We start from the raw sequence: 23,728 nt of genomic DNA on the forward strand, positions 1-23,728 counted from the left end.
GCCCCTCTACCGACCTGCGACATCGCTAGATGAAACCGCATTGGCAATCCCCGCCCTGCTCACTCGTCATCTTCATCCATCGTTGCCGTGATGAAGTATCCCCCACCCCAGATCCTGCCAGCGTAGGCTGGATCATCGTCGGGGGAATACGAATACTTCACACTGAAATAGCTGCTCTGGACGCCGTATTTCTCACGAAGTTGCTCGGATAAAGCCAACACGATTTCTTGGCGCTCACGCAGATCTCGCTTCGTGTCTAGTTCGTCCAGCGATGCGAGATAGCGCCCCTTGTTGTTCGGTTTGACACGGCCAGCCTGCACCAACTTCCTGACGTACGGGTGGCTGTTGTCCTCAAACCACAGCCAGCAGCCTCCTCGCTCGTGTTGAGGTGCCCTGGGGGTCGAGGCCTCAAGCACAATGAGGCGGGTGGAGAAATCCATCGCAGCCAGCCCCGCCTTGAACGCCGGGACATCCCTACAGGATTTGAAGTCAAAGCATGCATTGGAGAAAGCCGCATACAGCGCTTGCTCATCCAGCCCCTCAAGGGTTACCGGCAACTGGTCGCAGACGAGGATGTGATCGAACTGTGCTTCGGATACCAGCCCCTGATCAATCAACATGAGGACGTCGTACTGAAGCCTGTGGGCCGTCGGCATATCGGGCACTACGATACCCAGGCCCGACCATTTTTTCTGGGTAATCTTCAGGCCAGGGATGACGTTATCTTCAAAACCGTTCGCCTCGATCTTCTTGATGTTGCGGCGGTAGTTCCTGGGATACCTCCACCGCCATTCAGGGTGCGTAGTGGGCTGGCTGGACGCCGTCGGTTGGTCACTGACGTACCGGTACTGGTTGTCGGCATCATCTGGCGTCAATCCATCAACTGAAGACCCGTCCAGCAGGCTAGCCTGGCCGTTCGACCATTGAACGACCGGTTGAATCCCCCCTTTCAGCGCAGCCGTTATAGGAAACGTAATGGCGTACTGAGTGGCCGCGGCATTCTGCGGGGTAAAGCCATCACGCACTGCGATGAGGTCAGCCAGGTTGAAACCCGTGAAACACACCGCAGGGTGCTCACCCTGGATGGTTCTCATGCCCTCGCGAACCCCGTACGTGGGCCAAAGATGGTGCATACGCAAGGCAATCCTGAGCAGAATCCCACCCGACCACTCGTCATCGTCAAACTGGCAATAGGAAGGGAATGATTCAGGGATAAACTCCGGGCACGACGCGCCGAGAATATTGGTCGCGCGAAAGTAATGAGCCATACGAGGTACAGAGCAACCATCTTTTTTCTTCATTGGCATTTCAAAATCCCCGCTGATGCTATATATCGACCTTCAAGAGCACGTCCAACTCTGCGACTAACACTCAAGTTAGGGAAACCATAGGTACACTCTCAAAACAACGCAAGCATTCTACTAAACTTCTGGACACCCCAGACAACATCGACTTAAGCCATTATTATCCTGCCAGCAATAAATACATCTGCGAGCTCTAGTCACCTTCCCGTCCCAGTCAAAAAATAAAGCACCACATTTCGCCATCGTACAATTAAACCTTTATTGACCATACCCCACAGCAACCTACTGATTTCACTGAGCAACCCTCTACCAGACCTCATCCCCCAGAGAAGCACCCTTGCACTTATATTGCACCACCATCTTGATTTCGCCTTAAATTGCGAAATCATCAATATTTAAACCCACCAACAACATCCACAGGAAAACTTCACCTTCGTATCTTGACAGCATCTCAACCCTATACTTCAGTGAGCAATACAATCAGCATCCACGCGAAGCAGCCATGAACTACTCAAAAGTTATCAACATCGTCCATGAAGAGCCCATGAATGATTATGCTGAAGGTGCTTACACCGTTTTCAGTGCGACTCACTGCTTCAATGTAAACCTCACTCCTGAGCCCAGGGTGTTCATTCAAAATCTTGCTGTGTTTTGGAACGACCGCGTCGACATCCGCATTATCGGCATGATAGAGAGAGGGTTGATTCAAGGTGTACTTTCGCCCGTCAAAATACTGAGCATAACTGAAGGCAACCTGAATATTCTTTACGACAGTTCGATCAGCAGAAACGCACAGATCCGCTTCGAGCAAACCTGGAGCGAAATCGCGCGTAAGGCTTGGGGAAAGGTATGGATTGCAGGCTTTATCTCCGAATCTCAGCTTCGCGACATAATCGTTCGCACTACTGACTTCGCGACTTACGCTGACGACATTATCTGCAGTCATTGTCTTGGCATTGAGGAGTTCAAGGGGGACAGGCTGCATCACCTCAATAGTTGGCAACCGGACAACCATTCCGATTCGGGAGTTACCAACCCTCGGCCTGAAGCGGGCCCAGAGGACGATTTCGGAACATTTGACGACGAGTTACCCTTTTAGATGGCTCATATCCCCCCACCCAGTGGCTATCATCTGAGCGAAAGGCCATCGTAACCATATGGCCTGATCGGCACTGCTCGGTGTACGGGCGTACTGGGATCCAGCCGAACCGTTTCTAGAAGTGCCAATCCGTGAGAAGAGTGCCTCCCTGGGTCACCCTCCCCCCCGTGCTGGAGCAGTGATCTTTCCTGACCGTGGAGTCCTTCGAATCCCAACCGCTGGCTGACGGGGTAAGTGACCATCAGAAACAACACACACCGATCTCATCCGAGACGAAATGCTGGTAGGCCTGGGTGAACGGAATTCCGTTGCCGATGGGGTCATTCCGTGTCACATCCGCCCATCTAGCACCTCAAAGCTATGGCCAAATGACATCTTCGCCGGTACATTCCTTTACCCGTTGCGCCATGGAAAGAGGAATGGGGGCTCGGCCCCGCCGTTACACGGGTATGGACTGAGAGATAGAGGATGAAAGATCCAGATGCTAGCCCCAGCGCAGCGGGGTATGGCTACCAGTACGAACGCGCGCTGTACCGCATCTTCACGGCACCCAACGCGCAGACCAGGTTTGGCATTGAAACGGCTGATGATGTTGAAGAGATCAGCCAGACAGCGACAGGTTCTCGGCGTGTGTCAGAACAAGCGAAACTGTCTGTCCAACCTCGCAAAAACCCACTGCAAGACAGCAGTAAAAACCTTTGGAAGACACTCCGCATCTGGTTGAACGGGTTAGCGGCTGCTCGGAAGGAGCATGAGGAGTTGCAATTCCTCCTCGTCACGAACCGAGTGCTTAAGAAAGGTACGCTGGCCATGCGGCTTTCTGATGCCCTTTCAAAGCAAGACGTGGCAGACGCGGTCGTTGCCCTTCGAACCCATGCCGGCGGCATGACAGGCAAGCCTGGCGAGATCGCCCGGGATGTCATCGCCTACTCGGACGCCGACTTGGCATTTCTGATCGAGCACATGTCCATTGAGGACGGCCAGCTCAATGCCCAGATGAAGCAGCGGGTGATCGCGTCCCTCCACCTACCGGAGGACGCGGTGGCGAATGCTGAGGACATCTACCATGGTCTGGTCGGTTTCCTGTTCGACCGCTGCCAGGAAACCTGGGTAGCCCGAAAGCCTTTCTGGACGACCGCTCAGCCTTACTACAACAAGCGTCAAACGCTCGTTGAAGCGTTCATGAATGGCCCTTGGGAACCTCTGCCCTTCGAGAAAACCGAGTTCGCAGAGTGGGCCGAGAAGATCGACCCCGCGGACATGCTGTTCGTGGAGCAACTCACCAAAATCAACATGCCGAAAAACCTGCTGATGAAGCAATTCGGCTTCTACTGTGCCGCCTACTCTGAGCGCATCCGCCTTCTGGAATCTGGTGGAGTTCTGGCCGCGGACTTTGATGTAGCTGAGCGTGTGCTCAGTGATCGCTGGGAAGCGATCAACGACCGCCACCAGCTGGACAACATGACGTCGCTGGATGACTACGCCACGGCTGATTACAGATCTGTGATGACCAAAACCTTGTTTCCAGAAACCTTTCCCATGAAGGTGGGACGGGTGAACTCCACGGCTCAGTACCTGTTCAGCGGCACCTATCACCGGATGGCCAATGCCGATGGAACACAATCCCCCATCCATTGGCACCGTGAAGCGCCGACCTCGGAGGAAGAGTCATGAGTGAGGTGTATCTGGATCATCAATTGATCCACAACTCGTCATTGGCCTGCTTTCTCCTGACGCACTTCATAGGCGAATACCAAGAGGCAGGGCTTGGGCAAACCCCGGATCTACCGAAACTGATGTTGGTGCTGCCCTTGGTGTGGAATCAGCGCGCACGCGATGCGTTGAGCCCGCGCACCAGCCGCTCCACCCTGAGTGCAGTGCTCAGGGAGACCCCGGTGTTGAAAATTGATCTGCAGCGAAGGGTGTCTGCCCATGCGGCTACCACCCTACAAGGGCTCAATCTCGCCGTCTCTTCGCGTCTGGTTGGAAAGATCGGCTCCAAGGGCAGTGAGAACAGCTTCCAAGTCCTGGTCGATCGTTGGCCACGAGGCATCAAGAACACCATCCCCGCGGCGATGCTGCAGACCACTGAGAAACTGGCGAAGTGGTTTGCCACCGACACGACAGAAAACCTGTACAAGCACTTGTTTGGGATTCCCAATGAAATTCACGATTGACGCTGTCATCCTCTGGCCTCGCTGCCCTGGCCTGGAGCCACGAGTCATTCCCTTTCAAGACGGGAAGATCAACATCATTTACGGGCTGAGCGGCACCGGCAAGTCGTCAATTGTGCATATCATTGACTACGTGCTGGGCGCGACCAAGTGCCAGATTCCGATCGGCATCATCCGCGACACAGTCGATTGGTTCGGGATGAAGATCCGCCTTCTCGATACCACCTACATCGTCGCGCGACGTACTCCAGGAAACTCCCAAGGCTCCAACGAGCTTTGCATGCTGGAGGTCGACGATGAACAGATCCCGGACTCCGTTTACCGTACCCATTCCCTGGCGCAGTACAAAGCCGCCTTTGATGGCATGGTTCGGGTCAGTGATCTCCCCCACTCCGATGAGGAAGAGCCGTCCAGCTTTGATCGCCGCAGCTCCTATCGCGACATGGCAGCGTTCAACTTCCTGCCTCAACACATCGTGGCAAACCCCAACACCCTGTTCTTCAAAACCGACTCGTTTGCTCACAAGGAGCGCCTGACGCGCGCCATGCCCTACGCGCTCGGTATGGTGGATGCCAACTACATCATGAATGAGCGGCGTCGCGATGAAGCGCAGCGCGAGCAGGATCGGCTGCGCAAGCAGCTAGCAGTCCACCATGCGGCAAAGGCAAGCCACTACGCTGACGTCGACCAACTGTTTGATCGCTGCATTCAGCTGGGCTTGCTTGAGCGCACAAGCACCCAGGGTGCTCAGAAAGTCGAACTGCTCAAGAAGGTCGTCATCGCGACCCATGAAGGGCGGCTTGAGCAGACACTTCTGGAACCTCAACGGCTGCATATCTCAGAAAAGCTGAAGGTGGTCATCGAGGAGGTCGGGAAGCAGCAACGTATAGTTGACGAGTTTGATGCCCAGATCGATGGTTTCGACCACCTGGCGCGTAACAGCAAGCGATTCGTCGCGGCGATTGATACTGAGAAGTCCCATGTCATTGGGCTCGACTGGCTCAAGCAGAGCGTCACTGATGGTGGGCACTGCGTGGCCTGCGGCTCGTTCACCAACGCCTTGCCTATGGTGATCGAGAACCTAGAAGAAAAGGTCAACAAGGTCACCCGGATTTCGGACGCGCTCAAGGACAACCCCGTCGTCGACAAGCAACTGGCTACGCTGAAACGGCAACGTGCCAAGGAGGAGCGTGAGCTGTCTCGTTTGGTGCGAGAGCAGGGTCGCTTGATCCAAGAGGATGAGCGCACACGTAATGCCATTGGCCAGATCTACTACGTGGCGGGTGAGATCAGCCGGCTGATCAAACAACTGGATGGCTCTGAAGCAGACGAGGGTCTGACCAAGCGCATGGCCGAGCTGGAAAGCCTGATTCGGCATTACAACTTCCAGATGTCGCTGACCGACATGGCTGAGCAAGAGCGGAAGGTGGATGCCCAACTGGCCCCGATGTTCGAGGACTATGCGGATCAGTTCGGCTTGAACGGAACGCCTGGCGCTCAGATTTATCTTGATCGGAAAGAGCTCACGCTTCGCTTCGACTCCCACGGCCAGCGGGATTTTCTCTGGGAAATCGGCAGTGGTGCGAACTGGATGGGGTATCACATCGCGACGTTCCTCGGCATTCATGAATACCTGTCGAAGGACGAGAATCGCAAGCTCCCCCCTTTCAGCTTCATCGTGATCGACCAGCCGAGCCAGGTGTATTTCCCAAGCAATACCGGTGGCATCAACGCATTGGATGCAGGTTTCGAAGCGGTGAATCAAGCCCGGCCAGCGGATGTCGTTGCCACGCGCCGAATCTTCGAAGTCTTGGCTGAAGGCCTCAAGCGTGCAGGCCATTTCATCCAGATCATCGTCCTTGAGCATGCGGGCCCGGACATCTGGGGCCAAGTCGCTGACACGGTGCCCGTAGCGGCATGGCAGAGCAAAGACGACGGGCTCATCCCTGCCCACTGGATCCACCGTCACAATGACTTAGCGTAAGTACACGTGGCCAGTTGTGCTCCTCGGGCACAACTGGCTTCGGCGTTGATCGAATCAATAGCCATTAGCGTGAAAAAAAGAACATCTTGGCAAAGGAACCTGTATGTCACTCATGCGCATTAACCATGTGAGAAACGAACTAAAAAGCTTGAGCGACGTGATAGCCTCATTGATAAAAAACCATGAGCGAGACCTCACGGAGTACAACGCTCAGACTAGCGAGAGCGAAAGCAACTTCACTGAAAGAGAAAACATGGCGCACAGCCAGCAAGACTGGGATGCCCTGCATGAAATACATATAGAAAAACTCAGCAGCACTCAACCCCTGAAAACTATCGAGTCGCTTGCAAAGCTTCAGAATGAGCTCATTCTCGTCAAACACGTTGCGTTAATTGAGAGCATGATCGTCAAAACCTTCTGGTGCCTGACCCATGTGCTATCTCACCAAGAATATCAAAAACAATACTTCTTAGATCAGAAAAATTTTTCAGATGGCTTTGAAGCAGCCAGCAAAATACAAGAACTCACAAATAATAATGTAAAACTAAAATCCTTGAAATTTTGGGACATTTTCGAAACACTGAAGACGATAAGAAACACAATCGCACATGGAGATCCGCTTTTCGTAATCAGCTACAGAAGGGCAAATAAATTCAACAAACAAATAGATCTTATCCATTTATCATCAGAAAAAAATGAGTGCCCTCACACCAAAAGTCTCTATCCGAGCCGCCCCCACCCTTCGTGTGAACCAACATCCAAATGGTTCTGCAGCTTAAAAAGTGATTTAGGGGGGATTGAGCAACTCAACAAAAAGTGCCTCGACTTCGTTGAAGAGGTTCGAAGCCAGTACTTGAAATTTGGAGAGCTCAGAGGAATATCCAAAGACATGCTTTACGCATGCCGATTTTAATTCGCCATAGGCTCAAGCTACCGGGGCACTCGTGATACGCTCTGATGCTCTATGTCAGAGCTTTCCGCCGCTTCAAGCAAGCGTGGAAAGCTTTTCTCGCCTCGCTTTGGCCAGGAGCATCTATGTCGCTCAAAACAGGCTTCGCCACTGTACTGAAAGCCATGCGCGTCAGCCGCGGGCTTACTCAGAAGCACATGGCCGACACCACCAGTCGGACTTATATGTCGAAACTGGAGCAGGGGCGATCTAGCCCTACCATCGACAAGCTGACGGCCATCAGTGGGGCGCTGGGGCTCAGTCCATTAACGCTGTTCACTCTCACGTTGAGCGTGGAAAGCGGCCAGACCGTTAAGACCCTATTGCAGCACCTCGAAGCCGACATTGCCGACCTTGAGGCAATGGGTGCACTCAAGAGCCTTGGCCTCAGCTCGGTCTCAGACATCCGCCCAACCCGAGCCATCCTATCCCGCCTGGAAAGGACGACTGCCCCATACTCGCAAGCTGAACTGTGCTTCGCTGAGCAAGAGAAAGCGTGACCTCAGGATCAAATCCTTAGACCCATCGAAAAGCGCATCTCTGAGCTCAGACGGAGGCGCTTGATCCTCCAGAGGCAGCGTCTAGCTCTTGGCACTCCGGGCCTTCACGAGCATGGCTTCAAGCTCCGCGATCAGCTCATCGACATCGACCTCCACGAACTCCCCCGGGTTGAGCAATTGCTCCAAAATCGCGGGGTTGTAACACTCCACGATTTCAGCATGCCCTGGTAGCCACATTCCGCCAGCGCCAATGATCACACCCTGACGCTGCAACTCCAGAAGTGCCTCATCGATGTCACCCACGGCCAGGCTCGGCGATTGTCCGGTGAGTAGCGCTCTGAGCGTTGCGTCCAACACGCCATGCCCAATGAGATCGATGATCAATGATTTGATGTCAGGCGACGTACTCAAGGTTGTTCACGCTGCGATGCCGAGGTCGTACCCCATCATGAAGAGCGCCATTTCGAGCCGACGCAGCGCGTTTGCACCACCGCTGAGGAAAGGGCTGGTCGCTGCGGATTGATGGGCCAATGCCTGGCTCAAGATCCAGCTTGCGCGCATGTTCCAGATCGCATGATGGTGCCCGCGTCGCAAGCCCGGGAATTTGAATGCGTCGCCCTTACTTGGATTACGACGTTTAGGGACAGCGGCGCTCTCCCCCTCCTTTGCGGGAGCCCACGGGAAACGCAGGCCGTCAGGAAGAGCATGGATGCCCTTGTCCTCACAGAAGATGATGACGAGCATGCCCAGGGCAGCGGCGACGCGGCTGTCGTAGATGATGAAGTCCTGGCAGATCAACGAATACACCTTAGTCATGCCTGCGTTGAAGCGAAGACTTTTCAGGAATCGAGGACTGTCGAGATCCCCACTACGCAGCACCTGTACGACCTGTGCAACCATGTTGGCCAAGCCTTTCTGATTGGCCTCAAGCCACTGATTGTTGTGCGCCGACACGCCACCCCAGGACATCGTAGCTTTCGTTCCTCGCAGCATGGTGGCATCGCAGCTTGCCACGCTGAGATCAGTGCTCAGCGCATTCAATGCACTCGTGTTGCTCGTGGCGCAACTGCCAGCGCTCACCTTCAAATGCGGTATTCCTGGGTGCTGCCACTCGTACTGTTGGTAAGCGTCGTACAGGTCAGTGAACTGCCAATGCTTACCCGTTTTCCGGTTGACGTACTCATGCTTAAGCGGCTGATTCGAACCAAGGTGCAGGGCGAGCCACTCGATGAAGGTTTTAACTTCTGCGCGTTGTTTGTATGGGGGATAGATGCGACGGGTCACTCGGGTTTTCATAAGCACTCCAAGGGCAATGTCCAAAATTCGTTGCTGGCAAAGCGATACTGCAGCACCATAAGGACACTTTTTGTCCCTGAGTGCCTGATGTGAGCGAAATTAAGCCGAAAGATTTGCGCCGCAGAACGCTGACGAAGATTTTGCACCGTGCAAGAACTCCGCTGACGACCGAGGAACTGCATGCCCTGCAAACTGAATGGGCCGAGCAAATCCCTCACATCAAAACGACCTTGCGTGATCTGCGAGCCCTCGCCAAAGATGAGCAGGTCGTCGGTGAGAAACCCAAAGGTAAAAAGTCATTTCAATGGGGGTTGCACAAGAATGTGAGCCTCGACCTGGTACTGACGCCGACCGAATCGATGACCCTACTCGCGATGCTGCAGCATTCTGAGCGCTTCGGCTTCAAGCTTGTGACCAAGCAACTGGTCAAGCTGCGTGACTATGCGTTGGGCGTAGTCACTCGGAACTCAAAGCAAGACCTGATTGCACAAGGCCGCATCACGTCCGGCACGCGATTCATGACCCTCCTCCCTGGCATCTACGACCCGGCCCACTTGGATATCATTCAAGCCGCTTTATTGGCTGGCCATAGCCTCACCATGGTGTACAAGCCGCGGGATGCCGAGGACGCGGAATGCACCTATCTGCTGAAGCCCTTGGCGCTCTCATTCCAGGATTCCAATATTTATCTATCCGCTTACGTGGACTCAGAACAATGGCCAAGCGGCGAAGCACCTGAGCCGGGTGCTTCGCGTGGCAAGTACAGCAGCAATGGCCCTGGAATGACCTGTGTCCTGATGCTGCATCGCGTGGTCAGCGTAAGCACTAGCTTCTTGGACATTCCCGACCCTAAAAATTACCGGTTCGATTCATTCGCTATCCAGAAGGATCTCATGACCGTCCACGGCCAGGAGGAGATTGATCTCGTGCTGGGGTTGGGGCCGAATCTCTTGAACCGGCTCACAGAAAATCGCCTGAACGAGACACAGGAGGTCGAACCTACCGAAGCGGGAGCGATCTTGAAGTGCTCCGTCCAAGACACACAGGGGCTTCGTTTGTTCCTGATGAGTAACGCTGATGAGATCGAGGTGCTGCAGCCTACCTATCTGCGCGAACACATCCGCAAAACGCTGATGAAGGCACTCCAGATGTACGTCGAGGTGCATAGCGTCATCCCCGATACCCGATGAGTGCAGGTCTAAATCCCCAAACCGCTTTCCAGGACAAGCATCTGGGTGCACACAGGTCAAGCGCTCTACAGAGCTGCTCGTGTAGCATTGGATGGCACAACCAGAAATCAAAATTCCAAGAGGCTATTGTGAAAATTTATACAGCCAGGACGCTCGTAGAATTCGTAAGCATCATTGACAGCTTGAAACCTGACGAACCCAACTCACTGTGGTTCCGAGGACAATCGAGCGCCAGTCACCGGCTCATACCTGGAGCACTGCGAAATATCCATCAGTCTCATGACCACCTTGGCGAAGAGATTGACGACACGGCAGTAAGACTCAGCAGTGGTGGGGTCTACTCCGGCCCGGACTCGGAAAAAATGCTCCAGGAGTTCAAGCAGCTAGGCAGACCATTTCTGGAGCAGCAACCCACGAACGAATTCGAGTGGATGTTCATCGCTCAGCACCACGGATTGCCGACGAGACTGCTCGACTGGTCTACCAATGCCCTAGTGGCATTGTATTTTGCAGCCCAGGGTGCTCAAGTGCGCGAAGGCGATGGAGAGGCTGAATGCGAGCGATTTGAGGAAGATAATTTCAGTGAGGAAGGCTTCGCGGTGTTTGCTATTGAACCGACGAAGATCAATGAACAAACGATTCTGCAGCCCAAGACGATTGATATCGCTTCACATGCAGAAAGCTGGGACAAATACATCGACCCCTTCGCAAAAGATATATCCACGCTACCGGTATGTATCACCGCCCCCCACATGACGACGCGAATCCGGGCCCAGAGCGGTACATTCACACTTCATGGATCGCAGATCGCGCCACTTGACTACTACACCCCTCTACAAGACCTCATCTCAAAAATTTTCATCCCGTACACGTCTACCAAAGCCATCCTGGCCAGCTTGGCAAAATTAGGCATCAACGAAGCCTTCATCTATCCCAGTCTTGATTCGATCGCCAAAGACATCGCGAAGTCGGCCAACCTGACGTACGCCAACGCACGAAACAAAAAGGCAGGCAAACGATCCGCTCGTTGATCCTGAGTCTGTGTTAGGTACTGCTGGTAGAATCTGGCGCAATACCTGCCTGCCCATTTTGACGATTGGCTGTGTTCCATGGCAGTCAGCCTGCCACGGTACGCCGCCAGTCTGGGCCAGCAGCACTGTTCATCGCGGAGTACCTGCGCCATGCTCGATCCTTCAAACGTTGCTGACTCGCTCAGAAACCTCACGTGTTCCTTTCTGGGTGGGGGCAACATGGCTTGTGCGCTCATTTCAGGTTTGATTGCTGGCGGAGTAAGTCCGACCCGCATCAACGTATGCGTACGGTCTGAAGAAAGCATGGTGCGTCTGCGCGGTGAGTACGGTGTAAACACCCAGAGGGTACTGGATCAAGCGTTCGCTCAAACCGACGTCCTGGTCTTGGCAGTAAAGCCTCAACAATTGCGTGATGTTCTACCCCTGCTCACCCCGTTGCTCGGCGACAATCTGATCATCAGTTTGCTCGCTGGCGTGCGGCTAGGGACGCTGGAGCGCATGCTCAACAGCACCCGAGTGGTCAGAGCCATGCCAAGCACTCCCGCATTGATCAGAGAGGGTGTGACGGGACTAGTAGCCTCCGAGCATGTGAGCGCTGGGGACAGGAGCATCGTGAGCGCTGTCGCAGCAGCGGTGGGCCAGCATCTATGGCTCGATGATGACTCAAAGCTGGATGCGGTCACCGCCGTCTCTGGAAGTGGCCCGGCCTATGTGTTCTACCTGATTGAAGCGCTTGAGCAGGCGGCGCTCGCGCTTGGCCTCACTCCCCAGCAGTCCCGCCAACTTGCATTAGCGACCTGCTGAGGCTCTGCCCTGCTGGCTGACTCGTCTTCCGAGGCGCCAGAAACGTTGAGGCAGAGGGTCACATCCAAAGGTGGTACCACTGAAGCCGCCGTACAGGTTCTAGATGATCGCGCAGTAAAGCTCGCGTTCATAGAGGCGATTTCAGCTGCTGCTGTCCGAAGCCAGGCACTCAGCCAAGAGTTGGATAAAGCGTAAGAACACATGTTAGTTGTCGCCGCCATCATCGACCCACCCCACATTGACCCAGGCACACCATGACTCTCAGTGACGCCGTATTGGTTCTGCTCTTGGCCGAGCGCATTCACGGTACAGACGATGCCGTTCGCCGTGCTGGCAAGAACATCATGAAGAAATTACCGCGAGGCAAGCGTGACATCCTGTATGACCTCATCAACAGCCCCGCGCCGCTCAAGCTGGTTCAGCACATCGCGGCCAACCTCGACGATTGAGCCATATCGCTTGCCAGATGGGATCAGAAATCAGGAAAGGCATGACTTGATAAGGCGGTCTATTCAGAAGTCGCGAGCACTGCCCTCGACTACATGTGCCCTTCCGAGTCCACTCCGAGCGATCAGCAGACACATGGGTAGATCCTTAGATTACGTTTGAGCATCGCCATCTTCATGCTGCAGGCGTACGCACTACCAAGTCCCGGAAAGTCGATGGCCATGGACGTTTGGAACATCTGTACCGGGGAGGTGCATGCTGTAACTAACCCAAACGCACCCTCAAAGAGGGTGTCGCTCTTCCAAGCAGAGGTATCTGCTAGACGCCTGCCTCCAAACCTGAGTAAATCGGCAGGTCAACCCCTGAGCCATCGGACTCAGGTAAAACGTCGTCGAGCAACGGCGCTCAAGGGTGCAGGGCTTTAGGGAGGATGGCGTCATGGATCGGACACTGCTGGACGTGCTCAGGCAGGTCGAACATGGGAATAATGAATTTTCACCTGCTGATCACACCCGAGAAGCGCTGCAAGCCTTTCAGGGGACGGCCAAGGCACTCGACTATGCCTGCAAAAAGGGCTTGATCAACAAACAGCTGCCACACATGGAGTCGTTGGGCGGTGATCTGCTTTGCAGTCAGGTCATCGTCATCGGTGGGCTCACTTATGAAGGCGAACAGCTGTTGCGAGAAGCCATCGGACAATTGGAGCCCGTCGACTACCATCTGGGCGCACTGCTAGGTCGTTTAGGGGATGAACACCTTGACACGCTTTGGGCGAAAGCACTCAACCGTCATCCCAACGACCCAGCCGGTGCCCTGACAGCCGCAAGAAGCTTCTGGGAGGCGACCCAAAAATGGATTTTGATCCAGCATGGGAATGACCGTCACCTACAAGGAGATCAGTTGTTTAAGGCAACCTGCAAAGTCTTGCGGTTAGACCAGGGCCCGCCGAAGGTGCAACAAGCCGTCCAGGACATGGCCGCCATGATGAAAACGGTTGGGGATTTACGCAATGAGTTTGGCGACGCGCATGGTCGTGGAAGTGCTGCCGACAATCTCAGTGAAAGCGTGGCCACCATGTGCGTGAATTTGGCCGGCACGGCCTGCCTATTTTTACTGCAGCAGCATCATGCGATCCACAGTCCGGCTAAAGGCGAAAATTTGACATAGGGCTGCAACGCAAGTTGCATTTGCTCTCAACAGGCAGCAGTTGAACAAGTATTACCATGATTTTTTTCTCGCACCGGCGCCCATCTAGCGAGTGACAATTTTCAGCTTCAGCTTTGTCAAAAAAAGGCCTATCTCACCATTATCGTCATCGTTGCACTCAACGACGGCATCATCGATCCTGTGGCTGAGATCTCTTATATGACCATTGAGACCTGACACAACCTCAAGCGCTTCAATTCTTTGGAGCAACAAACGCTCATAGGTTTTAGTGCCTTCTGGTGAGATCGGGGAATATTTCAAAAAGTGAAGATGCTCCGTAGTGACTTGGAGATAAGACAAGTGGGCGGAATAGGAAAACCCCGTACTCCCTGGATCTATGATGTCGAACAGGTACACCTTGGGATTATCAATCTCAGTATTTTTTGTGAAGTTACAATCTATGCAGGCATACACCAAATTGCTCATCGAGAACATAAGCTCTGGAAACCTCGACTTGGGCTTGATGTGCTCTATATGCCATGACATCTTATGCGTTCCCATAGGCCGGCGACAATAGGCGCATCGTTTGCGCGCACCAGTCCTTAACCTGCTTTTCACAGCAGCCAACAATGACTCTACAGCCTCAATTTCTATCGGCGTGAGACGAAGGCTTATCTTCTTGAACTCGTGCTTCAGGCCAGGAGACTTAAACACCTTCCACGCATCTGTCACGGTGATGGCTTCAGCATCGACCAAGCTTTCTAAATCAGAAAGCACACGATTCGCGTCCGAACTGCCCATTGTCTTCATGAAGCGCGCTCAGTCTTGTGAGCGAAATGCCTCTGAATAAGATCGATAGCCTCTAAAATAGCCGCATCCGTCTCGTCGGTAACCTTTTTGACAGCTCTTAATGCATCCAACTCATCAATATTTCTTTCCACCTCTTGAGTAAGACCATTTGAATTCGCCGCTTCCAGCATGATCTCAGCGATCTTCATGTCAATATAAGGACTATTGTAGGTAGCCAGTTTAAAATAATCCAAAACGGTCTGATCGAAACTTTTGATATCATCCGCACTCGCAACACGACAGGAGATATCGCTAGCATCACTCACTTCAGACTCCTCAAGAAGAATAATCGAGCGCGACTCTCCAGGCATGTCTTTGGCAGCTTCAGACACAATAACTGGCGAATGAGTAGCAACAACAACGTGATAATTTTTATAGCCTGCTAAAAGCCTGCCTAGAAACCTATGGAATTCAGCTTGCCATTGAACGTGAAGACTCAACTCCGGCTCATCAATCAGCACAAGCATACGATCATCAGCGTGGCTCAGCAACTTAACGGCAAGGGCAATCCTGTTTTGCTCTCCAGAACTAAGATTCGCATAAGATACAAAAGAATTATTCTTTCTGATTTCGCATGTTACATTAGGAGTAAAAGAAAAAAACTTGAGTAGTTCGCCCGCCTGCTCGACCGACATTTCACTGAAAGGGTAATTCTTGCCGAACAAACTGGTCATCCACACTCTCGCCTGTTCGGAAAACACATCATTCAAGTCAACACCATTCAGGCGGCGCTTGTCGATCAAGTCCTCTAATACCATTGAGCCGGATTTAGGCTTTTTTCGCAGACCAGGTAAAGCAAGATAAAACTCAGTACCAAGAGCAGCCTTTATTTTATCAAATAGTTCAAATTTCGAACTAACAATACCTTCACACAAATTTTTCGCAATCGATCGCGCAAGCAAAGTCAAATGAACTGCATTACCTACGGTTCGACTGCCGAGATATTTAACTTTAACATCAACACTCGAACCAAACTTAAACCTGTCCGTCACAGCATTACTTATACAAAGGACTGAATCAACATGCCCTTGATCAGCCAATCCGTAATGCTGAGCAAGCTCAGCCAGTATCCTACTTTTACCAGCACCATTGTTACCAATTATGTAAGTAACATGCGAGCCCTCACCATTTTTTATTGATGACGAAATATTCGCATGCAGCTGATTAATCACGTTGACCAAAATTGCTCCTTGCTATGTAATCAAGCCAATCCAAACGCCGCCATTTTCCCGAAACTGATTAGACCTGACGTTCTCTGGGTAGGCCGAACATGCTCGTTTGAGTTTGGCACAAGCGCTCCCTCTGACACACGCCGCTCAAAAGCCACTTCCGATAGGAGTGGAACGCATGCGCCACTAACCCATCGAAACCGTCTGTTGCGAATGCTGACAGTACCTCTAATCAGAACGTGACCATAGGACGGTGTCAACCATACGCAGGGCCCGAGCATCATAGCCCCAGATCTGCACTGATGTGGTCGTCCACCATGGCGTCCGTGAGGTACTCGTCGAGGATCAGTTTTCGACGCAATGAGTAGAAAAGATGCCACCGCAATTCCGGGCGAATCTCAACACCCCCGGGCAAGGGATAAAACCAGACCTTACTGCCACGGTTGAGCGACATGAGCAACGCCTCCAACCCAAGCTCTCCGATGCTCTTCTCATACAGGCGAGTTAATCCTTTAAGCCCTGGTGACCTCTTGAATGTGCCAATCGCGATATCAAGGAAATGACCCAGCTCAGGCCCGTAAATCTGAGCAGCTCGCAGCCAAACAAGCTGCTCTGCATTTGCAATCAAAACCAGGCTCCTCGGTGCCCTCCCCGGACTCGCCAGGGTTTGAATTATCATGGCCGGCGCAAGCATCACGACAACGGAATCTCGCATGCTCATCGAATTTGATCTAAATCACAACGACGCGGACGCGCTGCTGCGTCACTGCCTCACCTTCCAGCCCAAGACAGATGACCCTCGGGAAGACCAGCGTTTGCGAGATGCCTTGGAAACGCTTGCAGAGGCCTTGAGGGAGGCAGCTCACTCCGATCAAGCGTGATGACGATCAGCCCCTGACCTGGTCTCTAGCAGCATGCTCGCCACTCCAGGTGAGAAACAGCCGTAGGGCTCCGACCGTGCCATGGTTGGCATTTCAGACCGAACACTAGGCCGCCGGAGCCGATCGAGCACGCGCAATATATGCGAAACCACTGTTGCTTGCTGAGCTGAAAGATCAGTCTGTGGCGATCATTGATTAAAATGTCGACCAAGGGCTTTTCTATGCCCGGATTGCCCTAGCGCTCGTATTGGGACTTCTGGACAGCGTGAGAGGAACGGCACTGGATTTGTGGAGCATTGCGGCATTGATGGATGCGCTCCCCCTGAACGGATACGGCTTAGCATGGCTCCTGCCAACAGCGGCGACCGCATTCCTCTCATGGATTATCGATGCAAGGCGTGACTCAAGAAGCCCGGCGGCGCTCCGGCAAGGGCGATGACAATCAATCAGGCGGCCCAAGAACTACAACCGGTCTAGGCGATGGTAGTGGTGCAGCTCCACTCAGATCGGGGTAACTGAGACCACTTCAACATATCGGTATTTCTTTCGGGCAGCCTTGATTGCCTGCTGCTCTGCCAACAGAGTGCTGAGGGTGTCAGCCTCATGGATCAGCTCAAACATGCGGCCTTCGTACTCGTTGCTGACATGTAACGTGACTTTGATTCTTGGTCTAAACGGCTTGGCAACTTTCTTCTTGTCTGTCGGGGCAGCGGGCTTGGAGAACACTATGCTTGGAGCGGGCTCTGGTTTGGAGGCCACTGCGGCTGGCAGGGCAGGTTCCATGCTACCGAAAAGCGCCCGGCGCATCTCGTCTTCGCTCAATTCAGTACCCATCTAACTCCTCGGATGCAGTAACTAACCGCCGGATCTTATCATCATGGTGGATAGCCACCGCACTCCGTCCACTAAACGATGCATGCGAAGCTAGGGTTGTGCGCCGCCTGGTGGCTGAGCATCCTCAACCGAGCCTTGGGAAACGAGTGGCCCGCGGCACCGCCGTGTAAGTCGCACTAGAAAACTCAGGCGGAGGGACATTGAATGTCTGCACAGAAACGCCGCCCTCTGACTCTACAGATCCAGGTATGGCCCAAAGCCCCGAGACGGAGTGATCCGTCTCTAAATGCCGCGCCAGACGACAATTTTTTGTCTGTAAATTTCTTAATTTGCAGTCAAAAGCGTAGGCGGCGGCAAGCCGCCGAAGCCACGATTCCCCTGACCGCCATGGGCTGTAGATCACGGCGTCCGGCTTACCAAGCCGACACCAACTTCAAGATCAAAAGCAACAGCCAGAGCAGCAACCCGAAAGCAAAAACCGACGGTGTCCTATCCATCTGACGACAGATTCTGAGTCAGCGCGCTTTTTATTTGCCTTCAAAAGATAAAACTCCGTCGCGCTTAAAATTTTTCAAGGGGTGGGGTATGCAGGTCGTCGCAACTATGTACGAAATGTCGCCTGTAGAAATGTTTGTCTGACACTGACCTGAAAACTCGCCAGTTTAGGACTGTCGCGTCGCTGTGCTACCCCCCCCTCTTTTCCAGATTTCGAGTGCTGGCATGAGCCGCCTTGAGGTGTGCAAAAACATGCCGCGAGACTGCCCTGATCAACCAGGCAATCCAGGAAAAGCCGAGGCGACCCGCTCGACCTCTGGCAGGCCTCCTACCCGTTCAAGTTTCCTTCGTTCGCCAAGCGGCACGCACTGTAGCCAAACGGAGCCTCCCTCCCCTCCCAGAAACCTGCGCTGATCGTCAGCCCCTTGTTTCGGATAAATCCACCAAACCAATGACGGCTCCGCGCCCCATCGCAGGCTAGCCATCGACGGTAACCTCGCTTTTATCTCAACACGAACGATACAGGGCCTATCCACACGAAATTTTTTGAGGCTATAATCTCGTTATCCGAAACTAGAGAATCACTCAATGATCAAACCCCGCAGCCTTACCATTCCCGAGTTGCTGATGCAGCACGTCCCGCGCGACCTGATCATGGGCGTTGAAGACGCCTGCGAGGTCGGTGCAGTTCGCGCCCATGAAGCGACAAAGGACATGGACGAGAACCATCGTAAGAATGCGTTGGGTCAGATGCGGGCTTTTTTCATGAATGAAGCGTTTGACGAGACCCTGCGCGCTGCTGATGCCGTTCACACCCCGCTCAAAGGCAACAGCGTTGTCGTGGGGCATGCTGGAATTTTCAAGTTCAGCCGGGTGAACATGTCCTCGGAGACCTGGAACAATTGTGGTCGCAGCGCGATTCGCCGTCAGCTTGCCGAGGCCAATCAGTCGATTACTCAACTGGTGCAGCCATCGCTTTTTGCAGCGGAACCTATCACCACTGCTACGTTCTTCTTCGTAGCGTGCTTCAGCGGCTCGTTGACCAACCAACCTGAACGGCCACTGGAAATACACATTGCAGTGCCAGACACCAAAATGAAGGGCTGGCTTTTCCGTGAGCCATTGGGCCGATTCTTGGCTCGCTACGACGAGGCGCCTCAGTTGCAAGTCGACCTGGCAACGCCGAAGCTCAAGAAAGGCCTACTCGAAACAGGACAGCAAACAGCATCATGAGTCGTGGAATTACAGGGTTTGAGCCGGGGCGGCTGATACAAGCGCTCTCGGCCCGCGGCCTTTCTCAAGTTGCCTTGGCCAGTATGGTCGGGGTTTCACCTGCTACCGTCAGCAAGTGGAAAAATGGCCAGCAATCCCCTGAAGCTGAGGCGTTGAGGAGCCTCTCCCAGGTCATCAATGTGACCCCGGAGTGGTTCACTCGCCCCTTACCAGAGAAGTGCTCACTCCCACTGTTCAGGAGCAACGCCTCGGCGCACTCCGACGCTCGCAAAATGCTTGAAGCCCGGTTGGAGTGGGCTCAAGACATCGCGCTGGCCCTCAGCGAATTCGTGGATTTTCCAGACGTGAATTTGCCTGTGCGCTCATTCACGGATCCGGAGCAGATCACGAGCGCGGATATCGAGGAAGCTGCAGATGAATGCCGCGCGCTCTGGAATTTGGGGCGACGCGCTATCCCAGATCTGGCCATGGCAGTTGAAGGCGCTGGGATAATTCTGGTTCGTGAAGAAACAGGCATCGCGACAATCGAAGGCCTTTCTTCATGGAGCCAGGCGTTGGATCGCCCGATGATATTGCTGTCAGCGGACAAGCAAAATGGCTTCCGTAGCCGTTTCGACCTGGCGCATGAATTGGGTCACCTGATCCTGCACAAAGGCATCGAGCGCTCGACCGACCCTGTTCGACACAAGATGATGGAAGACCAGGCACACCGATTTGCGGGTGCGTTCCTGCTTCCGGCTGAAACCTTTGCCGCCGATGTGCGAAGCCCGATCACGCTGGACAGCCTGCTGTTGCTGAAGCAGCGTTGGGGCGTATCCGTTGCCGCCATGTTCATGCGCCTTTGGGCCTTAAAGATCATCGACGACGAAACCAAGAGCTTGCTCTTCAAGCGCCGCTCTGCCCGCTGGGGCGTCAAGGCTGAGCCAGGAGACGATGGCCGCGCACCTGAGCAAACTCGGCTCCTCAAGCGCACCATTGAGTTGCTAGCGTCATCGGGGGTTATGCCCGTCGACGCGGTATCCGCTTACGTTGGTTTGTCGGCAACTGATATCGAAATGCTCACCGGCTTGCCGCTGCGCTACCTCAGCGGCAACGCTGCTGTGGTGCACCTGGCCAAGCTCAAAAGTGTTGAAGCTCCCCAGGCCAAGCCTCCGAGCGAACCAGGGGTTGTGGTTCCGTTCACTCGGGGTCGCTGACCCTGGGTGGCCGAGGTGATCAGCCTCTGATCAGAAGTGCCAATACCGACTGAAGGCCCTTTGCAGAAGAGTACACGCGGTACTCTTCTGCCCTCTGTTCGCGGGCTGGGCTCGTCTGGCTCCAGTACGTTGGATACCGGTCGCTTTCAGGCCGAATGGTCAAGCAGAATGCAATTACGCACGCCGCGTTTGATGCCAAGGAAAGCAGGAAACACTTCATGTCAGTCGATTACCCAACCCTTGATGAAGCCCAAGAAAAGCGGATCGCTGCTGTCCATGGAGGCTTCCTGTATCAGCATCTGTTCGCGGTGGCTTGCCTGTTCAAAGCCAAGGCATCAAACGTGCTGAGTGTGGTGATCGAGCGAGATGAGGACGTCGAAGTCGTGCTCGCCGATACCCGGATTTATGTCCAGGTTAAAACTCGCAGCGATCCCCTTATCCCGAGCGACCTCGGCACCGCTCTAGATCGGTTTCAGCTACTCCGCGAGCAGCACGAGCAGGGCTTACGACATGGCACTCCTAGTTTCGTGATTGCCTCTAACCAGCCCCCTGGCCCGAAACTCGGTTCCCAAATCAAGCAGGGGGAATTCGGTGATGATGTGCAGTTCATCCATCCGGGTCAGGTGCGCCCTGCGGAGCTTACGTCTCTGCCGGATTGCTGGACTGATCTGAGTAGCGCAGTGGCCGACTGTGTGAAGCTTGCAGAAACGATTCCTCATGGGGCATTGGTACCCGAATCGCTGGTATGGAAACTGGCGGGAAAGGTGCAAGCCGCCGCCACTGGCCACCAGAACCTAGGTGGTTACACCTTCCACTCAGAATCGCTACCTGCCCTGTTCGAGCAGCTTCTAACGCAGCTGCAACGATTGCCGGCGCTTCAATCCCACTATCTCCCGCAGATTGACGAGCCTGCACTCATCAACGGTGAGCGCATTCGGATCATCTGCGGCTTTTCCGGTGCGGGCAAAACATCCTGGTGCGCTCAGGCCGCAATGCATACCCCGGAACCATGCATCTACTTTGACGCACGTGAGACGGCAGGCCCAGCCTTCGCACGATCCCTAGTGAGGGAGATCGCCGGCGGGCTAGTCGACAAGCCCCACGAAATAGGCGAACTCTTTGCCCCTGGCGCATCTGGCATCGACTCGATGACGGCACTGGGTCGTCACCTGGAAAACCAAGGCATAGAGCCACTGGTGATCATCGACAATGCTCACGAAATTCCTGCAGTTGATCTGCAAGCAGTGTGCGGTTGTACCACGCAAGTGCGCTTCATCCTCCTGTGCCAACCCGTCGGGTCGACCCAGGAAGTGGAGCAACTGACGGGGGTGCGTCGGGAGGTGCTTCAGGGTTGGAGCTTGGACTCCGTGGCGGCAGAGGCCTCTTGCCTGGGTGCCAGAGGCAACGTTGAGACCATGGAAAGGCTCCGCGTACTGACAGCCGGCATGCCGCTGTACCTCCAAAGCGCCGCCAGACTCGCAGCCAAGGACTATGCGGGAGATCTATCCGCGCTTTGTACCGCGCTGGAGCAACAGGCCACGCTGGAAACGACCGCACAGGAACTCATTCTTGCCAAGGTGAACAAAGGGCTCCCAGAAACGAGCCAGCACATCGTCACCCTTCTGAGCATGGTCGATGTCGCCATCACACAAAACGAGCTGCAGAGCTTGATGGCAGCTTACGCAACAACACCTCCTGCTGCGGTTAATCAGGCCATCCGAGCACTTCGTGCGCTCGGCGTCTTGGAGGTGCAAGGCAGCCTCGAAATCAAACTCCACGATGCCGTGCGATTGGTTGGAGCAAGCGAGTTGCACGCCGTGGCAGGCCCACGCTTGCTGGCAACCAAGGAAGTGCTTAAAGATCTGCTCCTGAGCTCCTTGAAGCAATCGCGTAGCCACCATAGGCTCAGGCTGCTCATCAAGACGTTGATCGATCTTGAAGAGAGCGAGTTTCTCATTGAGCTGGCCGGGGACGAGCTTTTCCAGGAGACAGGGCTAGGGCCACTGCTCATCGATTATCTGGAAAAGGCGTCCAAGTCTTCTGATCTTGATGCAGAGACTAGATTTTGGGCGTTCGACTCTCTCTTCTTCATTACGAATCGATCGGAGAACCCGGAACAGAAACCGATCTATCTGTCCTTAATGGCCCAATTGGTAGCCAATCATCAGCTGTCAGATCGGGCGTTGCTTTCCTACCACCAAAAGGAAATGGAGTGGCAAGGCTTACAGCAGAACGCTAAAGGTGTTCACGACGCTATCGAGCTCATCAAAAAACTACCCGCCCTGACTCCAGACCGGCGTCTTACTTTGGATTACAACACTGCAGTGGCGCTATGGCGAGTCCACCAATACTGGGCAGCCGAAGAAATGATCGAGAAAGTAATCAATGAACATCTCAAGCTGCTCCACATGGATGAGCAGTGGATCCATGGGCGCCCGATCAACTCAGTCATTGAACACCTCAACGAGGTATCTGCGGATACCAGATTGGTATCCCACCTCGCGAATGCCTACGAAGTCAAAGCACTCCTACTAAAGAAACGAGGGATAAACCCACAGCTCTATCGTCTGTATGCATGGAAATTCTTTGTGTGTACCCAGTCATTCAGCTCAGTGGTGAGGACTGGCCTGGACGCTGCTCAAGACATGATGGATATGCGTGACTTTCAAGCTGCACGCAAAATGGTCGGCAGCAACATTATCCCTCTCATCAAGCAAGCGCACCTATTGGGTGAGCTCTCCAGTGCTCGCAGCTTCTACGCTGTGATCTTGGCCTACTGCAGAGACTTCGAAGCCGCCGATCGCGAGATGGCATCGATCGCACCGTTTCGCGCAGGGTTCACTGATGACCAACGCCAGGAGTTTGACTCCCAGCTGAGCTTGATCGAGGACATTCGAGCGGGTCGAGTAAGGTAGCCTGAACATTGAGGCCCTTCCGCTTGGGGGGCATAACATCCGCCTCAGTCACCTTCCAAACCGGCTGACGTGGTGAACTGATATGCGACTACAACATCGGCGTGTAAACCATTTTTTTACACTGTAAACCTACGTGGTTTACACCACAAAAAACTGGTTTACACGCTTTCTGGCATGCGTGCTTGGAGGTGCGAAGCGTGCCGGCAAACAGTTTGCGTCGTTCATGAGTTTT

22 protein-coding genes and 1 pseudogene are annotated in these 23,728 nt (G+C 53.9%); 16 read left to right on the forward strand and 7 right to left on the reverse strand.

Annotation, left to right across the window (positions count from 1 at the left end; translation table 11 throughout):
* Positions 1–59: 59 nt before the first annotated feature.
* The gene (locus ACIONG_RS02310) at positions 60–1,307 is read right to left on the reverse strand and encodes a DUF4427 domain-containing protein (protein WP_401296445.1); all 1,248 of its coding nucleotides are present in this window, start codon (positions 1,305–1,307) and stop codon (positions 60–62) included.
* Between the two features lie 499 nt (positions 1,308–1,806).
* Between ACIONG_RS02310 and ACIONG_RS02315 the strand changes: the two genes are divergently transcribed.
* The 6 genes from ACIONG_RS02315 to ACIONG_RS02340 all read left to right on the forward strand — a co-directional run bounded on the left by ACIONG_RS02315 (position 1,807) and on the right by ACIONG_RS02340 (position 8,010).
* Complete coding sequence (locus ACIONG_RS02315) at positions 1,807–2,403, forward strand: hypothetical protein (protein ID WP_401296447.1); 597 nt, start codon at positions 1,807–1,809, stop codon at positions 2,401–2,403.
* 468 nt (positions 2,404–2,871) lie between these two features.
* Positions 2,872–4,077, forward strand: coding sequence for an ABC-three component system protein (locus tag ACIONG_RS02320; RefSeq protein WP_401296449.1), 1,206 nt, complete (start codon positions 2,872–2,874; stop codon positions 4,075–4,077).
* The gene (locus tag ACIONG_RS02325) at positions 4,074–4,580 is read left to right on the forward strand and encodes a three component ABC system middle component (protein ID WP_401296451.1); all 507 of its coding nucleotides are present in this window, start codon (positions 4,074–4,076) and stop codon (positions 4,578–4,580) included. Before ACIONG_RS02320 ends, ACIONG_RS02325 begins: the two co-directional genes overlap by 4 nt.
* Complete coding sequence (locus ACIONG_RS02330; protein WP_401296453.1) at positions 4,564–6,561, forward strand: DUF3732 domain-containing protein; 1,998 nt, start codon at positions 4,564–4,566, stop codon at positions 6,559–6,561. Before ACIONG_RS02325 ends, ACIONG_RS02330 begins: the two co-directional genes overlap by 17 nt.
* Before the next feature lie 103 nt (positions 6,562–6,664).
* Positions 6,665–7,474 (forward strand): hypothetical protein, encoded by an 810-nt coding sequence (locus tag ACIONG_RS02335; RefSeq protein WP_401296454.1) that lies wholly within the window; start codon positions 6,665–6,667, stop codon positions 7,472–7,474.
* A 122-nt stretch (positions 7,475–7,596) separates the two neighbouring features.
* Complete coding sequence (locus ACIONG_RS02340; RefSeq protein WP_401296456.1) at positions 7,597–8,010, forward strand: helix-turn-helix domain-containing protein; 414 nt, start codon at positions 7,597–7,599, stop codon at positions 8,008–8,010.
* Positions 8,011–8,091: 81 nt separating this feature from the next.
* Here the strand turns inward: ACIONG_RS02340 and ACIONG_RS02345 are convergent, their stop codons facing one another.
* Together ACIONG_RS02345 and ACIONG_RS02350 are read right to left on the reverse strand one after the other, a co-directional pair.
* On the reverse strand, positions 8,092–8,421 hold the full coding sequence (locus ACIONG_RS02345; RefSeq protein ID WP_024717970.1) for a hypothetical protein: 330 nt from the start codon (positions 8,419–8,421) through the stop codon (positions 8,092–8,094).
* A gap of 6 nt (positions 8,422–8,427) precedes the next feature.
* A complete protein-coding gene (locus ACIONG_RS02350) occupies positions 8,428–9,306 on the reverse strand; it encodes a hypothetical protein (protein WP_401296458.1) in 879 nt (292 codons plus the stop codon).
* 89 nt (positions 9,307–9,395) lie between these two features.
* Between ACIONG_RS02350 and ACIONG_RS02355 the strand changes: the two genes are divergently transcribed.
* From ACIONG_RS02355 to ACIONG_RS02375, 5 genes and pseudogenes are all read left to right on the forward strand, one after another.
* On the forward strand, positions 9,396–10,496 hold the full coding sequence (locus ACIONG_RS02355; protein ID WP_401296460.1) for a helix-turn-helix transcriptional regulator: 1,101 nt from the start codon (positions 9,396–9,398) through the stop codon (positions 10,494–10,496).
* Positions 10,497–10,624: 128 nt separating this feature from the next.
* The gene (locus ACIONG_RS02360) at positions 10,625–11,527 is read left to right on the forward strand and encodes an FRG domain-containing protein (RefSeq protein WP_016486484.1); all 903 of its coding nucleotides are present in this window, start codon (positions 10,625–10,627) and stop codon (positions 11,525–11,527) included.
* Between the two features lie 150 nt (positions 11,528–11,677).
* Positions 11,678–12,526: pseudogene (gene proC, locus ACIONG_RS02365) on the forward strand (pyrroline-5-carboxylate reductase).
* Positions 12,527–12,585: 59 nt separating this feature from the next.
* Positions 12,586–12,780 carry a hypothetical protein gene (locus tag ACIONG_RS02370; RefSeq protein WP_401296462.1) on the forward strand — a complete coding sequence of 65 codons (195 nt, stop codon included), beginning with the start codon at positions 12,586–12,588 and terminating at the stop codon, positions 12,778–12,780.
* Between the two features lie 436 nt (positions 12,781–13,216).
* Entirely contained in the window at positions 13,217–13,945 is a 729-nt protein-coding gene (locus ACIONG_RS02375; protein WP_401296464.1) for an abortive infection family protein, read from the forward strand.
* Between the two features lie 84 nt (positions 13,946–14,029).
* Here the strand turns inward: ACIONG_RS02375 and ACIONG_RS02380 are convergent, their stop codons facing one another.
* From ACIONG_RS02380 to ACIONG_RS02390, 3 genes are all read right to left on the reverse strand, one after another.
* Positions 14,030–14,734 carry an HNH endonuclease gene (locus ACIONG_RS02380; protein ID WP_016486481.1) on the reverse strand — a complete coding sequence of 235 codons (705 nt, stop codon included), beginning with the start codon at positions 14,732–14,734 and terminating at the stop codon, positions 14,030–14,032.
* Positions 14,731–15,945 (reverse strand): AAA family ATPase, encoded by a 1,215-nt coding sequence (locus ACIONG_RS02385; RefSeq protein ID WP_401296795.1) that lies wholly within the window; start codon positions 15,943–15,945, stop codon positions 14,731–14,733. Before ACIONG_RS02385 ends, ACIONG_RS02380 begins: the two co-directional genes overlap by 4 nt.
* A gap of 277 nt (positions 15,946–16,222) precedes the next feature.
* Positions 16,223–16,570 (reverse strand): hypothetical protein, encoded by a 348-nt coding sequence (locus ACIONG_RS02390; protein WP_401296466.1) that lies wholly within the window; start codon positions 16,568–16,570, stop codon positions 16,223–16,225.
* A gap of 85 nt (positions 16,571–16,655) precedes the next feature.
* Between ACIONG_RS02390 and ACIONG_RS02395 the strand changes: the two genes are divergently transcribed.
* Entirely contained in the window at positions 16,656–16,823 is a 168-nt protein-coding gene (locus tag ACIONG_RS02395; RefSeq protein ID WP_016486478.1) for a hypothetical protein, read from the forward strand.
* 229 nt (positions 16,824–17,052) lie between these two features.
* Entirely contained in the window at positions 17,053–17,262 is a 210-nt protein-coding gene (locus ACIONG_RS02400) for a branched-chain amino acid transport system II carrier protein (RefSeq protein ID WP_122556966.1), read from the forward strand.
* Positions 17,263–17,324: 62 nt separating this feature from the next.
* Here ACIONG_RS02400 and ACIONG_RS02405 read toward each other — a convergent pair whose 3' ends face one another.
* Positions 17,325–17,657, reverse strand: a complete 333-nt coding sequence (locus ACIONG_RS02405) for a hypothetical protein (RefSeq protein WP_016486477.1) — start codon at positions 17,655–17,657, stop codon at positions 17,325–17,327.
* 1,083 nt (positions 17,658–18,740) lie between these two features.
* On the opposite strand from ACIONG_RS02405, the gene ACIONG_RS02410 reads away from it, so the two are divergent.
* From ACIONG_RS02410 to ACIONG_RS02420, 3 genes are all read left to right on the forward strand, one after another.
* Positions 18,741–19,385, forward strand: a complete 645-nt coding sequence (locus tag ACIONG_RS02410; RefSeq protein WP_016486476.1) for a hypothetical protein — start codon at positions 18,741–18,743, stop codon at positions 19,383–19,385.
* On the forward strand, positions 19,382–20,581 hold the full coding sequence (locus tag ACIONG_RS02415) for an XRE family transcriptional regulator (RefSeq protein WP_024717971.1): 1,200 nt from the start codon (positions 19,382–19,384) through the stop codon (positions 20,579–20,581). The genes ACIONG_RS02410 and ACIONG_RS02415 overlap by 4 nt, the downstream gene beginning before the upstream one ends.
* A 155-nt stretch (positions 20,582–20,736) precedes the next feature.
* Complete coding sequence (locus ACIONG_RS02420; RefSeq protein ID WP_401296469.1) at positions 20,737–23,496, forward strand: ATP-binding protein; 2,760 nt, start codon at positions 20,737–20,739, stop codon at positions 23,494–23,496.
* Positions 23,497–23,728: the final 232 nt, after the last annotated feature.

It is taken from the genome of Pseudomonas sp. NPDC087817 (genome assembly GCF_044742875.1).
Lineage (GTDB): Bacteria > Pseudomonadota > Gammaproteobacteria > Pseudomonadales > Pseudomonadaceae > Aquipseudomonas.

Bases quoted from the DNA above. Each gene is read 5' to 3' on its own strand.
- ACIONG_RS02415 (WP_024717971.1), top strand. From the start codon at position 19,382: ATGAGTCGTGGAATTACAGGGTTTGAGCCGGGGCGGCTGATACAAGCG.
- ACIONG_RS02340 (WP_401296456.1), top strand. From the start codon at position 7,597: ATGTCGCTCAAAACAGGCTTCGCCACTGTACTGAAAGCCATGCGCGTC.
- ACIONG_RS02335 (WP_401296454.1), top strand. From the start codon at position 6,665: ATGTCACTCATGCGCATTAACCATGTGAGAAACGAACTAAAAAGCTTG.
- ACIONG_RS02410 (WP_016486476.1), top strand. From the start codon at position 18,741: ATGATCAAACCCCGCAGCCTTACCATTCCCGAGTTGCTGATGCAGCAC.
- ACIONG_RS02320 (WP_401296449.1), top strand. From the start codon at position 2,872: ATGAAAGATCCAGATGCTAGCCCCAGCGCAGCGGGGTATGGCTACCAG.
- ACIONG_RS02310 (WP_401296445.1), bottom strand. From the start codon at position 1,307: ATGCCAATGAAGAAAAAAGATGGTTGCTCTGTACCTCGTATGGCTCAT.
- ACIONG_RS02420 (WP_401296469.1), top strand. From the start codon at position 20,737: ATGGTCAAGCAGAATGCAATTACGCACGCCGCGTTTGATGCCAAGGAA.
- ACIONG_RS02315 (WP_401296447.1), top strand. From the start codon at position 1,807: ATGAACTACTCAAAAGTTATCAACATCGTCCATGAAGAGCCCATGAAT.
- ACIONG_RS02330 (WP_401296453.1), top strand. From the start codon at position 4,564: ATGAAATTCACGATTGACGCTGTCATCCTCTGGCCTCGCTGCCCTGGC.
- ACIONG_RS02350 (WP_401296458.1), bottom strand. From the start codon at position 9,306: ATGAAAACCCGAGTGACCCGTCGCATCTATCCCCCATACAAACAACGC.
- ACIONG_RS02375 (WP_401296464.1), top strand. From the start codon at position 13,217: ATGGATCGGACACTGCTGGACGTGCTCAGGCAGGTCGAACATGGGAAT.
- ACIONG_RS02325 (WP_401296451.1), top strand. From the start codon at position 4,074: ATGAGTGAGGTGTATCTGGATCATCAATTGATCCACAACTCGTCATTG.
- ACIONG_RS02405 (WP_016486477.1), bottom strand. From the start codon at position 17,657: ATGGGTACTGAATTGAGCGAAGACGAGATGCGCCGGGCGCTTTTCGGT.
- ACIONG_RS02370 (WP_401296462.1), top strand. From the start codon at position 12,586: ATGACTCTCAGTGACGCCGTATTGGTTCTGCTCTTGGCCGAGCGCATT.
- ACIONG_RS02380 (WP_016486481.1), bottom strand. From the start codon at position 14,734: ATGAAGACAATGGGCAGTTCGGACGCGAATCGTGTGCTTTCTGATTTA.
- ACIONG_RS02395 (WP_016486478.1), top strand. From the start codon at position 16,656: ATGCTCATCGAATTTGATCTAAATCACAACGACGCGGACGCGCTGCTG.